This window comes from Aliirhizobium smilacinae (assembly GCF_006335145.1).
In the GTDB taxonomy this organism is placed as follows: domain Bacteria; phylum Pseudomonadota; class Alphaproteobacteria; order Rhizobiales; family Rhizobiaceae; genus Neorhizobium; species Neorhizobium smilacinae.
The window spans coordinates 1,303,749-1,316,711 of the sequence record NZ_VDMN01000001.1 but is presented as its reverse complement, the minus strand read 5'-3'; the positions used below and the strand labels follow the sequence as shown (position 1 = coordinate 1,316,711).

Annotated in this window: 17 protein-coding genes; 15 read left to right on the top strand and 2 right to left on the bottom strand. The window is 59.0% G+C overall.

Features of this window, described 5'->3' with window-relative positions; all coding sequences use genetic code 11:
• The first annotated feature begins 9 nt into the window (after positions 1 to 9).
• From ctaD to FHP24_RS06440, 12 genes are all read left to right on the top strand, one after another.
• On the top strand, positions 10 to 1,704 hold the full coding sequence (gene ctaD / locus FHP24_RS06495; protein WP_139674510.1) for a cytochrome c oxidase subunit I: 1,695 nt from the start codon (positions 10 to 12) through the stop codon (positions 1,702 to 1,704).
• A 59-nt stretch (positions 1,705 to 1,763) separates the two neighbouring features.
• On the top strand, positions 1,764 to 2,720 hold the full coding sequence (gene cyoE, locus FHP24_RS06490) for a heme o synthase (RefSeq protein WP_139674507.1): 957 nt from the start codon (positions 1,764 to 1,766) through the stop codon (positions 2,718 to 2,720).
• Complete coding sequence (locus tag FHP24_RS06485) at positions 2,717 to 2,857, top strand: hypothetical protein (protein WP_162706676.1); 141 nt, start codon at positions 2,717 to 2,719, stop codon at positions 2,855 to 2,857. The genes cyoE and FHP24_RS06485 overlap by 4 nt, the downstream gene beginning before the upstream one ends.
• Positions 2,858 to 2,897: 40 nt before the next feature.
• Entirely contained in the window at positions 2,898 to 3,503 is a 606-nt protein-coding gene (locus tag FHP24_RS06480; RefSeq protein ID WP_139674504.1) for a cytochrome c oxidase assembly protein, read from the top strand.
• A 58-nt stretch (positions 3,504 to 3,561) separates the two neighbouring features.
• Positions 3,562 to 4,440 carry a cytochrome c oxidase subunit 3 gene (locus FHP24_RS06475; RefSeq protein WP_139674501.1) on the top strand — a complete coding sequence of 293 codons (879 nt, stop codon included), beginning with the start codon at positions 3,562 to 3,564 and terminating at the stop codon, positions 4,438 to 4,440.
• A gap of 166 nt (positions 4,441 to 4,606) precedes the next feature.
• Entirely contained in the window at positions 4,607 to 4,876 is a 270-nt protein-coding gene (locus tag FHP24_RS06470; RefSeq protein WP_139674498.1) for a type II toxin-antitoxin system RelE/ParE family toxin, read from the top strand.
• The gene (locus tag FHP24_RS06465) at positions 4,873 to 5,169 is read left to right on the top strand and encodes a helix-turn-helix domain-containing protein (protein WP_139674495.1); all 297 of its coding nucleotides are present in this window, start codon (positions 4,873 to 4,875) and stop codon (positions 5,167 to 5,169) included. Before FHP24_RS06470 ends, FHP24_RS06465 begins: the two co-directional genes overlap by 4 nt.
• Positions 5,166 to 5,948: an SURF1 family protein gene (locus FHP24_RS06460; RefSeq protein WP_394344597.1), complete on the top strand. Its 783-nt coding sequence runs from the start codon at positions 5,166 to 5,168 to the stop codon at positions 5,946 to 5,948. The genes FHP24_RS06465 and FHP24_RS06460 overlap by 4 nt, the downstream gene beginning before the upstream one ends.
• Positions 5,949 to 6,023: 75 nt before the next feature.
• A complete protein-coding gene (ispH, locus tag FHP24_RS06455) occupies positions 6,024 to 7,052 on the top strand; it encodes a 4-hydroxy-3-methylbut-2-enyl diphosphate reductase (protein WP_139674492.1) in 1,029 nt (342 codons plus the stop codon).
• Between the two features lie 67 nt (positions 7,053 to 7,119).
• Positions 7,120 to 8,097, top strand: a complete 978-nt coding sequence (locus tag FHP24_RS06450; RefSeq protein WP_139674489.1) for a homoserine kinase — start codon at positions 7,120 to 7,122, stop codon at positions 8,095 to 8,097.
• Positions 8,094 to 8,561: a ribonuclease HI gene (rnhA, locus tag FHP24_RS06445; RefSeq protein WP_139674486.1), complete on the top strand. Its 468-nt coding sequence runs from the start codon at positions 8,094 to 8,096 to the stop codon at positions 8,559 to 8,561. Before FHP24_RS06450 ends, rnhA begins: the two co-directional genes overlap by 4 nt.
• Before the next feature lie 158 nt (positions 8,562 to 8,719).
• A complete protein-coding gene (locus tag FHP24_RS06440; RefSeq protein WP_139674482.1) occupies positions 8,720 to 9,028 on the top strand; it encodes a Dabb family protein in 309 nt (102 codons plus the stop codon).
• Between the two features lie 179 nt (positions 9,029 to 9,207).
• On the opposite strand, the gene FHP24_RS06435 is transcribed toward FHP24_RS06440, so the two are convergent.
• Positions 9,208 to 9,693 (bottom strand): peroxiredoxin, encoded by a 486-nt coding sequence (locus tag FHP24_RS06435; RefSeq protein ID WP_139674479.1) that lies wholly within the window; start codon positions 9,691 to 9,693, stop codon positions 9,208 to 9,210.
• A 141-nt stretch (positions 9,694 to 9,834) separates the two neighbouring features.
• Positions 9,835 to 10,677, bottom strand: a complete 843-nt coding sequence (locus FHP24_RS06430; protein ID WP_139674476.1) for a protein-disulfide reductase DsbD domain-containing protein — start codon at positions 10,675 to 10,677, stop codon at positions 9,835 to 9,837.
• A gap of 160 nt (positions 10,678 to 10,837) precedes the next feature.
• On the opposite strand from FHP24_RS06430, the gene FHP24_RS06425 reads away from it, so the two are divergent.
• The 3 genes from FHP24_RS06425 to FHP24_RS06415 all read left to right on the top strand — a co-directional run bounded on the left by FHP24_RS06425 (position 10,838) and on the right by FHP24_RS06415 (position 12,923).
• Positions 10,838 to 11,443, top strand: a complete 606-nt coding sequence (locus FHP24_RS06425) for a YqgE/AlgH family protein (RefSeq protein WP_139674473.1) — start codon at positions 10,838 to 10,840, stop codon at positions 11,441 to 11,443.
• 85 nt (positions 11,444 to 11,528) lie between these two features.
• Positions 11,529 to 11,720, top strand: coding sequence for a CsbD family protein (locus tag FHP24_RS06420; protein ID WP_139674470.1), 192 nt, complete (start codon positions 11,529 to 11,531; stop codon positions 11,718 to 11,720).
• Between the two features lie 141 nt (positions 11,721 to 11,861).
• Positions 11,862 to 12,923, top strand: a complete 1,062-nt coding sequence (locus tag FHP24_RS06415) for a zinc-binding metallopeptidase family protein (protein WP_139674467.1) — start codon at positions 11,862 to 11,864, stop codon at positions 12,921 to 12,923.
• The last annotated feature ends 40 nt before the right edge of the window (positions 12,924 to 12,963 follow it).

Genomic DNA, 12,963 nt, shown 5'->3' with positions numbered 1-12,963 from the left:
GCGAGATCAATGGCTGAAACGACTCATCACGACGACCATTCCCATCGCGCCGCTCACGAAGACGCGCATGCCCACGGCGAACATCACCACAAGCCGGGCTTTGCAGCCCGCTGGCTGTTTTCCACCAATCACAAGGATATCGGCACGCTCTACCTGATCTTCGCGATCATGGCGGGCATCATCGGCGGCCTTCTGTCGGTTGCCATGCGCATGGAGCTGCAGGAACCGGGTATCCAGATTTTCCATGGCCTTGCCTCGATCGTCTACGGTTTCGAGGGTGATGCCGCGATCGATGGCGGCAAGCACATGTTCAATGTGTTCACCACCGCCCACGCGCTGATCATGATCTTCTTCATGGTCATGCCGGCGATGATCGGCGGCTTTGCCAACTGGATGGTGCCGATCATGATCGGCGCACCGGACATGGCCTTCCCGCGACTGAACAACATTTCCTTCTGGCTGATCGTCCCGGCCTTCCTGCTTCTGGTGCTCTCGATGTTCGTCGAAGGCCCGGCCGGCGCCTATGGCGCAGGCGGCGGCTGGACCATGTATCCGCCGCTGTCGACCACGGGCCATCCGGGACCTGCCGTCGATCTGGCGATCTTCTCGCTGCACGTCGCCGGTGCTTCGTCCATCCTCGGCGCGATCAACTTCATCACCACCATTTTGAACATGCGCGCTCCGGGCATGACGCTGCACAAGATGCCGCTGTTTGCCTGGTCGGTGCTGGTGACGGCTTTCCTTCTGCTTCTGTCGCTGCCGGTTCTGGCCGGTGCAATCACCATGGCGCTGACCGACCGCAATTTCGGCACGACATTCTTTTCGCCGGAAGGCGGCGGCGACCCGATCCTTTACCAGCATCTGTTCTGGTTCTTCGGTCACCCGGAAGTCTACATCCTGATCCTGCCCGGTTTTGGCATCGTCAGCCACATCGTCTCGACCTTCTCGAAAAAGCCGGTCTTCGGTTATCTCGGCATGGCCTATGCGATGGTGGCGATCGGCGCCGTCGGTTTCGTCGTCTGGGCCCACCACATGTATACGGTCGGCCTGTCGCTGGACGCACAGCGTTATTTCGTTTTCGCCACAATGGTGATCGCGGTGCCGACCGGCATCAAGATCTTCTCCTGGATCGCCACCATGTGGGGCGGTTCGATCACCTTCGCGACTCCGATGATGTGGGCGATCGGATTCATCTTCCTTTTCACCGTCGGCGGTGTCACCGGCGTGCAGCTGGCCAATGCCGGTCTCGACCGCTCGCTGCACGATACCTATTATGTCGTGGCCCACTTCCACTACGTTCTGTCACTCGGCGCGGTCTTTGCCATCTTCGCCGCCTGGTATTACTGGTTCCCGAAAATGTTCGGCTACATGTATAACGAAACCATCGGCAAGCTGCATTTCTGGGTCATGTTCATCGGCGTCAACCTGGTGTTCTTCCCGCAGCACTTCCTGGGCTTGGCCGGCATGCCGCGCCGCTATATCGATTACCCGGATGCCTTTGCCGGCTGGAACTACGTGTCCTCGGTCGGATCCTACATCTCATTTGTGGGTGTACTCATATTCCTCTTCGGCGTATGGGAAGCCTTCGCCAAGAAGCGGGTTGCCGGTGATAACCCCTGGGGCGAGGGTGCGACCACGCTGGAATGGCAGTTGTCATCGCCTCCGCCCTATCACCAGTGGGAACAGCTTCCCCGCATCAAGTAAGAATTTTAAGAACCGGGTGTCGGGGAGGCGCCCGGCATGTCGTCAGGATTTGATTTGAAATGACCGTCATCGATTCCACCCACGTTATTGGCAGCGAGGAGACAAAACTCCTCTCCGAGGCGGATGCGCGCGATTATTTTGCGCTGTTGAAGCCGCGGGTCATGTCGCTGGTGGTCTTCACCGCCTTTGCCGGCCTCGTTCTGGCGCCCGGTCATCTCAATCCGGTTCTGGCGATCATCTCGATCCTCTGTATCGCCGTCGGTGCCGGTGCCTCCGGCGCGCTCAACATGTGGTATGACGCCGATATCGATGCGGTGATGACCCGCACCGCCAAGCGTCCGATCCCGGCCGGCCGCATCCAGCCACGCGAAGCGCTTGCCTTCGGCCTGACCCTGTCGGCCTTTTCCGTCGTCATCCTCGGCCTTGCGGTCAACTGGTTCGCCGCCGGCCTGCTCGCCTTCACCATCTTCTTTTATGCCGTCGTCTATACGATGTGGCTGAAACGCTCGACGCCGCAGAATATCGTCATCGGCGGTGCCGCCGGCGCTTTCCCGCCCATGCTCGGCTGGGCTTGTGTCACCGGCGGCGTGTCGCTCGACAGCGTCATCCTGTTCATGATCACCTTCATGTGGACCCCGCCGCATTTCTGGGCGCTGGCTCTGTTCAAGATGCGCGATTACGGCTCCGTCGGCATTCCGATGATGCCGAATGTCGCCGGCCAGCGTTCGACCAAGATCCAGATGGTCATCTATTCGTTCCTGATGGCCGCCGTCGCCGTCGCGCCGACCTTCACCGGTCTCGCCAGCATCGGCTACGGCATCTTTGCCGGCATTCTCAGCGCCATCTTCATCTACTATTCCATCCTTGTGCTTCGCATGCGCGAGGACGACGAGAAGATGCTGCCGGCGAAGAAGCTGTTCTTCTATTCGATCTTCTACCTTTTCGCGGTTTTCTCCGCGCTTCTGTTCGATCATGTGGCGGCCGGTCTCGGCCAGTTCCTCGGAGGACTTCTGTGATCGACACCGTCAAGCTCAGCGAGACACAGAAGAAATCGCGGCGAAACCGAAATGTGGCGCTCGGCCTCGTTCTCGCGGGGCTTTGCGTCCTGTTTTACATCATCACGCTCGTCAAGGTCGGCGGGTTCTGGAACTAGGCCAGAACAGACGGCACCACGGAGCTAAGGGAGGAGCGACATGGGAGGCGGAATTCAAAACGGTCAGACGAAGCGCGTCAGCAACGCCTCGATCTTTGCCGGCTGCGCCGTTTTCGTCACCTGCATGGTCGGCGCTGCCTATGCATCCGTTCCGCTTTACCGCCTCTTCTGCCAGGTCACCGGCTACAACGGCACCACCCAGCGGGTCGAACAATATTCGACGACCGTGCTCGACCGCAGCATGCAGATCACCTTCGACGCCAATATTTCGAGCGGTCTGAACTGGGATTTCAGGGCGGCCAAGCCGGTGCAGCCGAAGATCGGCGAAACCGTGCAGGTCGAGTTCACCGCGACCAACCGCTCGCCGGTCGCAACAACAGGCACCGCCGTGTTCAACGTCACGCCGATGGAAGCCGGCGCCTATTTCAATAAGGTCCAGTGTTTCTGCTTCACCGAACAGACGCTGCAGCCCGGTCAATCCGTTTCTATGCCCGTCATCTTCTATATCGATCCGGAGATCGTGAAGGCGGAAGAGACGAAGAATTTGAGGACGCTTACTCTTTCCTATTCCTTCTATCCGAGCGAGCCGTCAAAGCCGGTCGCCGCGGTGAAGAAGAATGGGCAAGAGGCAGACGGCAAGCTTTGAGAGGAACGCTTCGGGGTTGGCTCCGAGGTGGTGAGAGGCATTTATCGGGGATTCTGACATGGCAGACGCGCATCAGAAACATCACGACTACCACATCATCGACCCGAGCCCCTGGCCGCTTCTGGCCGCGATCGGCGCTTTCGTCATCACCTTCGGCGGCGTCGGCTACATGCGCTACCTCAAGGGTGCCGAATTCCACATGTTCGGCCTCAACTGGGCCACCCCCTGGGTGTTCTTCATCGGTCTCGCGATCATCCTCTACGTGATGATCGGCTGGTGGTCGGACACGATCAAGGAAGGTGATGAAGGCCATCACACGCGGGTCGTGTCGCTGCATTTGCGCTATGGCATGATCATGTTCATCGCCTCGGAGGTGATGTTCTTCGTCGCCTGGTTCTGGGCCTTTTTCGATGCGAGCCTCTATCCCAACGAAGCGATCCAGGCCGCCCGCGTCGAAGCGCTCGGCGGGCAATGGCCACCCAAGGGCATCGAGGTTCTCGACCCATGGCATCTGCCGCTCTACAACACCATCATCCTGCTCCTGTCCGGCACCTGCGTGACCTGGGCGCATCACGCGCTTCTGCACAACGACCGCAAGGGGCTGGTCACCGGCCTGGGCCTGACAGTGGCGCTCGGCATCCTGTTCTCGGCGGTGCAGGCCTATGAATACGCCCACGCACCCTTCGAATTTTCCAATTCGATCTACGGTGCCACCTTCTTCATGGCCACCGGCTTCCACGGTTTCCACGTCCTCATCGGCACAATATTCCTGATCGTCTGCCTGATCCGAGCAATCAACGGCGGCTTTACCCCGGAACGCCATTTCGGCTTCGAGGCGGCGGCCTGGTATTGGCACTTCGTCGACGTGGTCTGGCTGTTCCTGTTTTTCTCCATCTACATCTGGGGCGGCTGGGGCGCACCGCTGGCGCATTTGTGAGAGTTGGGCCTAGAACACATTGAAAGGCGGTGGGAGGCCGCCTTTTTAGCTTGCGGAAACGTATCAATTTTGGTACATATTGCTGCGATGATCGAGCCGCCTAAAAATAATAGTCGGTAAGTTTTATGCGACTGGCGGCGGGCGCAAACCGGCGCGTGATTGGCTAATGGCTCTCTCTCGTGAAGACCGAAAGCAAATAGGCATCGATATCCAACGTGTTAAGTTCGGCTGGCCGCTCGGCATGCCCTATTGCCGATCGCTGGGGCATGGACTTTGGGAGGTGCGAAGCTCCCTGAATGGTGGCCGAATAGCGAGGGTCATCTTCTTTATTCACGACGGAGAGATGATCCTGCTCCACGGGTTCGAGAAAAAGACGCAGAAGACGCCAACGCACGAGATAAATCTGGCTTTGGCGAGAAAGAGAGACTTGGAATGAGCAAGGAAGCCAAAGGTTATATCGATCATTCGGAAACGTTTGACGATTTCCTCGAAGCGGATGGCTTGCTGGAAGAAACGGAGGCCATTGCGCTCAAGCAGGTGATTGCGGATCAACTGCGTGCGGCAATGGAAAAGGAAGGGTTGACGAAAACGGCGATGGCGCAACGGATGCAGTCCAGCCGGCAGCAATTGGATAGATTGCTTGATCCCAACAATCCGTCCGTGACTCTTCTGACCTTACGACGCGCCGCTGCCGCCGTTGGACGTAACCTGCGTATCGAGCTCGTTTGAACGTGCTCGATACGCCAGCTAGGCGGGCAGTCGGAGATCGCCGACCCCGCACCATTCTCGCAGCCATCCTGGTCCTCGTTTCCCTCGCCATCCTGCTGACCCTCGGCACATGGCAGGTCGAACGCCTCCATTGGAAAGAAGGCCTTCTCGCCGATATCGCCGAGCGGCGCGCGGCGGAGCCGGTGTCGCTTTCCGAAATCGAACATCGAGCAGCAGCCGGCGAAGATATCGAATATCGCCGCGTCTCGCTGTCCGGCACGTTCGATCATGCCAGTGAACGGCATTTCTTCGCCACCTTCGAAGGGCGGACCGGCTTTTACGTCTATACGCCACTGACGCTGTCCGATGCCCGCATCATCCTCGTCAATCGCGGCTTCGTACCCTACGAGATGAAGGAGCCGGCGACGCGGGCGGCCGGCGAGGTGGCAGGCGAACAGACGATCACTGGTTACGCGCGCGCCAAACTTGTCGGAAAACCGTCATCGCTCGTGCCGGACAATGATCTGGCGAAAAACATCTTCTACTGGAAGGACCTCGATGCCATGGCCGCAAGCGCCGGGCTGTCCAAGGTCATTCCGTTCTTCGTCGATGCCGATGGCACGGTGCAAAATCCCGGTGGATGGCCGAAGGGCGGCGTGACGCAATTCGACCTGCCGAACAGTCATCTTCAATATGCCATGACCTGGTACGGGCTGGCCGCGGCACTGCTTGCAGTGGTCTTCGGCATGTGGTGGCGAAGCCGCAAGCCGGCTGCGGCATCCGGCGCGGCAGGCCAGTAACGACATTTTCTGTTGGCGTGCCTCATTTGCCTCGCCTATATGAGGCCTCAGACATTCACCAATAGCGGACGCGGAATGAATATCCAGGTCACCAAACCGGCTCTCACGATCAGGCTTTGCGGTCCGCGCGGTTTTTGCGCCGGCGTCGATCGGGCGATCCAGATCGTCGTGCTGGCCCTGAAATCCTATGGCGCACCGGTCTATGTCCGCCATGAGATCGTTCATAACCGGTATGTGGTCGAGGGACTGGAAGCCAAGGGCGCCGTCTTCGTCGAGGAGCTCGACGAGATCCCGGCCGAACACCGTCAGCAGCCGGTCGTCTTTTCCGCCCATGGCGTGCCGAAATCGGTGCCGGAAGACGCGCAGGCCCGCAATCTCTTCTATCTCGATGCCACATGCCCGCTCGTCTCCAAGGTCCACAAGCAGGCGATGCGTCACCAGCGCCTCGGCCGCCATGTCGTCCTGATCGGCCATGCCGGCCACCCGGAAGTCATAGGCACGATGGGCCAGTTGCCGCCCGGCACGGTCTCGCTGGTCGATACGATCGCCGATGCGGAAGCCTATATGCCGGAAGATCCCGACAATCTCGGCTTCGTCACCCAGACGACGTTGTCGGTGGATGACACGGCAGGCGTGATCGCCAAGCTGCAGGAACGTTTCCCCAACCTGATGGCACCGGCGGCCGACAGTATCTGCTACGCCACAACCAATCGTCAGGAAGCGGTCAAGGAAGCCGCCCCCGGCTGCGATCTCTTCCTCGTCGTCGGCGCGCCGAATTCCTCCAATTCCAAACGCCTTGTCGAAGTGGCGTTGAGGGCAGGGGCCAAGCGCTCCCTGCTCGTCCAGCGCGCTTCCGAGCTGAACTGGGACGAAATCGGCCCGATCCGTACGCTCGGTCTGTCGGCCGGCGCCTCGGCGCCTGAAGTCATCGTCGACGAGATTATCGCCGCATTCAAAGAGCGTTTTGTCGCCGAGATCGAACTGGCGATCACCGCTGAAGAGACGGAAAACTTCCTCGTCAACCGCGAGCTCCGCTCCGTGCCGCTGACGGTGGAGGATATGGCCTGGGTAAATGGCGATCGGCCGCTTGCCGCAACCACGTAAACAGCGCGATAGGTAAGCCAATATTTCCGGCAGTTGATTCTGCCCCCTGATCGACTGTGAGACCGCCTTGGCCGTTTATACCGACATCACCGAAACCGACCTCAAGCATTTTCTGGCGCAATATGACGTCGGTGAGCTGACCTCGTATAAGGGCATCGCCGAAGGCGTCGAGAACACCAATTTCCTGCTCCATACGACGAAGGACCCGCTGATCCTGACGCTCTATGAAAAGCGCGTGGAAAAGTCCGATCTGCCGTTTTTCCTCGGCCTGATGCAGCACCTATCGGAACGCGGCCTGTCCTGCCCGCTGCCTTTGCCGCGCTGGGATGGCGAGTTGCTGGGCGAACTCTCCGACCGTCCCGCAGCGCTGATTTCCTTCCTCGAAGGCATGTGGCTGAGAAAACCCGAGGCAAAGCATTGCCGGGAGGTGGGCAAGGCGCTGGCCGGAATGCATATTGCCGGCGAAGGTTTCGAGATAAAGCGACCGAACGCACTGTCGCTCGAAGGCTGGAAGGTCCTGTGGGAAAAGTCGGCCGAACGTGCAGATGAGGTCGAGACCGGCCTCGAGCAGGAAATCACCGCCGAATTGGCTTTCCTCGAAGCGCATTGGCCTAAAAACCTGCCGGCAGGCGTCATTCATGCTGACCTGTTCCAGGACAATGTCTTCTTCTTGGGTGACGGGCTTTCCGGCCTGATCGACTTCTATTTCGCCTGCAACGATCTACTCGCCTACGACGTCTCGATCTGCCTCAATGCCTGGTGTTTCGAAAAGGATGGCTCCTACAACGTCACCAAGGGTTCAGCACTGCTGGAAGGTTATTGCTCCGTCCGTCCGCTTTCCGCTGAAGAGCGCGATGCGCTGCCGGTTCTCTCGCGCGGTTCGGCTTTGCGGTTCTTCCTCACCCGTCTCTATGACTGGCTAACCACGCCGGAAGGTGCTCTGGTGGTCAAGAAAGACCCGCTCGAATATCTGAGGAAGCTGCGTTTCCACCGCCATATTTCCTCCGTCGCCGAATATGCGCCGGCCATCGAGGTGGCATCATGAAACAAGTCGATATCTTCACGGACGGTGCGTGTTCCGGCAATCCCGGCCCCGGTGGATGGGGCGCGATCCTGCGTTATGGCGAAACCACCAAGGAATTGAATGGCGGCGAGGCGGAAACCACCAACAACCGTATGGAGCTGATGGCTGCGATCTCGGCGCTGAACGCGTTGAAAAGCCCCTGCGAGGTCAACCTCCACACTGACAGCAAATACGTCATGGACGGCATCTCGAAATGGATTTTTGGCTGGAAGAAGAACGGCTGGAAGACCGCTGACAAGAAACCGGTCAAGAATGGCGAGTTGTGGCAGCAGCTCGATGCCGCCAACCAGCGTCATCAGGTCAAATGGCACTGGGTCAAGGGCCACGCGGGCCATCCGGAGAATGAACGCGCTGATGAACTCGCCCGCCTCGGCATGGCGCCTTTCAAGAAACCTACTCTCGGCCGGTCGCTGTTGGTGAAGTAAATCGCTTTCGGTGACGCGACAGTCGCCAGGCCATCGGGATTTCGCATCAAACAGAATTTACCGGTGTCGCTGGGCCGCATCAGGTGCAGCTTGCCATTGCGGAATGACCGCCTATGGTGAACGCGGCAAAAACAGGGCACGATAACGGGAGACTACGCATGATCCTTCACTGTGTTTTTCTGCGCTTCAAGTCGTCGGTACAGGACGCCGAAAAACAGGAAATCTACGCGGCGATTGCAGCTCTCAAGGATAAGCTGTCGGGCATCATCGATGTGAAATTCGGCCCGAACGTGTCGTCCGAAGGTTTGAGCGGTGGTTTTCTCGATGGTTTCATCGTGACATTCGAAAGCCCGGAAGCACGTGACACCTATCTCGCTGCGCCGGATCATCTCGCCGTCGCCGAACGCATCGTCGCCTCCGCCGATGGCGGATTGTCCGGCCTGATCGTCTACGATCTGGCCGCCTAAAGCATGTCTCCCGAAAGTGGTTCCGGTTTCGGGATAAAGACATGCAAAGAAACAAGGAGCTAAAGCGCGGCAAGCGAATCTAAAAGATCGCGACGCGCTTTAGCGTCATAGGTTCGGGAGCAAGTAAAAAGGGCGCCGGTTGGCGCCCTCTGTCGTTTCACACATAGTCGCGGTGAAAATCAGAGCTGTTCAAGCATCGCGGCTGCACCCGAAACGGTGGCCTGGCCGGGGCTTTCCTCGACGTTGAGCGATTTCACCACGCCGTCTTCCACCAGCATGGAATAACGCTTCGAACGCAGGCCGAGCCCGCCGCCGGAAAGATCTGCCTCGAGCCCCAGCGCCTTGGTGAAGGAGGCGTCGAAGTCTGCGAGGAAATGGATCTTGCCGAGCGCGTTGGTTTGCTGCGCCCATGCGCCCATCACATGCCAGTCGTTGACGGCGACGACAGCGATATCATCGACGCCGCGCGCAAGAATGGCATCGCGATTTTCGAGGTAGCCGGGCAGGTGGTTGAGCGTGCAGGTGGGCGTGAATGCGCCGGGTACGGCAAACAGCACGACCTTCTTGCCGGCAAAAAGGTCAGCCGTGGTCAATTCCACCGCGCCGTCCGCCGTCTTTTCCTTGAACTTCGCCTCTGGAAGCTTTTCGCCAACTGCAATCGTCATCTTGTTTCTCCAGCCATCTCGATTGCCCACGCAATCGTCTGGCGGCACTATAGGGTTGGCAAATCACAAGACAAGGAGATCCGATCGGGCTTGAGGCCTCTGAAGCGGTTTCGCGGAGCCGGTAAGCGACGGGATCATTGCCTATTCGAAGGCGAGGGACGTTTCCATCGCGCGCTTGCCGGCAAGTACGAGGATGCCCCAGCGTTTGCCGCTCATGTCGTAGTCTTTCGGCAGCTTGCCGACCGGTATCTCCAGGGAGTAGCTGTCGTCGGTGCGCTCGCCCTTGGCATCGCTGAACAGCACATGTCCTTCCGGTCCGGTGACGATCACTTGCGGTTTCTTCGGCGCATCCTTCGGAAGCTGCAACCGCAGACGCAATGTGTCGCCGTCGGAGGAGATTGCGTAATGCGTTACGGCAAAATCGTCGGAAGGATGCTCCGGCAATTTGGCTTCCGCGTCGTTGATAATCATCGCCTCGGCAAAGGATGTGCCGGCATCCGTCTTGAGCGACAGGCTGAAATCGGCCTGGAAGGGAATGCATATATTGCGGCACAGACCGACAAAGGCGGATGCCGTCAGGGCTGCTGGTTTGTTGACATCCTCGATCTTCAATTCGAACGGAAATGTCACCGGGCCATCATAGCCGATGTCGCGGATCGGGCCGTTGTCGAAACGGCGTGGCGCCGGATAGGACATGCGCTGCAGGCTGACGCCTGCCGTATCGGCAAAGGCGATATGCGGCGGTATGCCGGCATCACCCGGCTCTTTCCAGTAGGTGATCCAGCCGGCCTTCGGCTCGATCTGCAAAGCACCACGCACGCTGCCCCGTGCATCGGGTGCCAGCGCGACTATCCGCATGCGCCCGCCTTCATTGCTGACCCAGTCTGTCGTTTCGGCCATCACGGAGGCCGGTAAAACGACGGAGGCCGGGGCGAGCAGGGCTGCAAGGCAAAGGCGGCGGATGATGAAGGCTGTCGAGATCATGCCAACGGATTTAACCCAGCCCTTGATCGCTCGCCAGCCACGTCTGATGAAAACCGATCATTTTCGGTTGAATGATATCGTCGACTGCCCCATGTTGCCCTGAAGGGCTGCCTGATGCAGCCGTCGCCACACGGCGCTTTAACGGCAGACGGGAGGCTTGATGGGAATTTCGGCACTGAAAGACAAGAGTGAACGCGGGTTCCTCGACGGCCAGTTCCTCATCGCCATGCCCGGCGTACAGGACGGAAATTTCGCTCGCAGTGTCGTTTATATCTGCGCCCATTCGCCAGCTGGTGCCATGGGTTTTATCCTAAACAGGCAGCAGGACCTCTCCTTTCCAGACGTGCTCGAACACCTGAAGCTTATTGAAGAGCCACACACCGGGTTCCTTTCCGAGCAGGCGCGTTATTTCCCGGTTCTCTACGGGGGGCCGGTGGAGACTGGCAGGGGCTTTGTCCTGCATTCCGATGATTTTTCGAGCGAATCCTCCATCCCTGTCAGCGATGATATCTCGTTGACCGCCACGCTCGACATTCTGAGGGCGATCGCTGAAGGAAAAGGTCCCAAGCGGGCCACGCTGCTGCTAGGTTATGCCGGATGGGGACCGGGACAGCTCGAAGCGGAAATCAGCAATAACGGCTGGCTGAACTGCACCCCGCAGGACGACATCATCTTCGACCCGAATGTCGATACCAAATACGAGCGCGCGCTCGCCATCATGGGCGTCAGCCCGGAAATGCTGTCCACCGAAGCCGGGCACGCCTGAACAATTCGGTGGAACGATATCCACCTCCCGGAGTTCTATTATCGCAAGGCGCACGCAGCGCCGGAAAAGATAAAGGAGACCTAGGATGGGTAGCACTAGCGATAAGGTTGCAGGCAAGGGTAACGAAGTTGCGGGCAAGCTCAAGCAGGCCGCGGGCGACCTTACCGATAACCCGAAGCTCAAGGCCAAGGGTACTGCCCAGGAAGCAAAGGGCGATGCACAGCAGGCCAAGGGCAAGATCAAGGAAGCCGGCAAGGATTTCGTTGATCGACTCTAATACTGGGGCCTAACCACACCCCGGAAATACCGGATCTTTCAAGGTCCGAAGAATGATCTCCAGTCATTTTATGAAAAACCTGTTTCGGCCAAGCCGGAGCAGGTTTTCTCTATGTTTCCCCTCTTCCACGCGGATCAGCCCATGCGCCTTTACGATTGCGATCATTGCGGACAACCCATTCACTTCGACAACAGGGATTGCATGAACTGCGGGTATCGACTGGCCTTCGTGCCGGCGACCCTCGCCATGCACGCGCTTCAGCCGGTGGATGGAGAGGAAATCTGGTCTCTCGTCGCCAGGCCGGAACACAAAGTTCGGCTCTGCGCCAATGCCGGAATGGATATCTGCAACTGGACGGTTCTTGCCGACGATCCTAACCCCTTCTGCCCCGCCTGCCGTCATAACCGGCTGGTGCCGGATGCTTCCGCCGAGGAAGGCCTGACGCAATGGCGACGGATCAGCCAGGCCCAGCGCCACCTCTTTTATTCCCTGCTGAAATGGAACCTGCCGCGGATCAATCGCGACGAGGACCCGGCTGGCGGTCTCGTCTTCGATTTCCTTGTCGACGAAATGCAGCCGGATGGCACGCTCAAGGCGGCCATGACCGGCCACGAAAACGGCCTGATCGCCATCCGTGCCGCCGAGGCGGATGACGTCACCCGCGAACAGATCCGCGTCTCGATGAACGAGCCTTATCGCACCCTGCTCGGCCATTTTCGCCATGAAACCGGGCATTACATCTGGGACAAGATGGTGAGGGATGGCGGGCGGCTTGATGAGTTCCGTGCCGTATTCGGCGATGAAACGTTAGATTACGGCGAGGCGCTGAAGCGCAATTACGAACAGGGCCCGCCGCCGAACTGGCAGGATTTCTTCATCTCGACCTATGCAAGCTCCCACCCCTGGGAGGATTTCGCCGAGACCTTCGCCCATTACATCCATATCGTCGATACGCTGGAAACGGCACGCTCCTACGGCATGTCGGTCGAGCCGCGCCGGCATGAGGAACTATCGACCGAGATCGACTTCAATCCCTATTCTGCACACGATGCCGAACAGCTCGTCTCCGCCTGGATCCCGTTCAGTCTCGCACTCAACAGTGTCCACCGCTCGATGGGCGTGCCGGATCTCTACCCGTTCATCCTCACACCGGCGGTAACGACGAAGCTGCAGTTCGTGCATGATCTGGTGTTGAGGCGGTAAATTGCCCAACGCCATCATCCTCGGTCTTGTCCCGAGGATG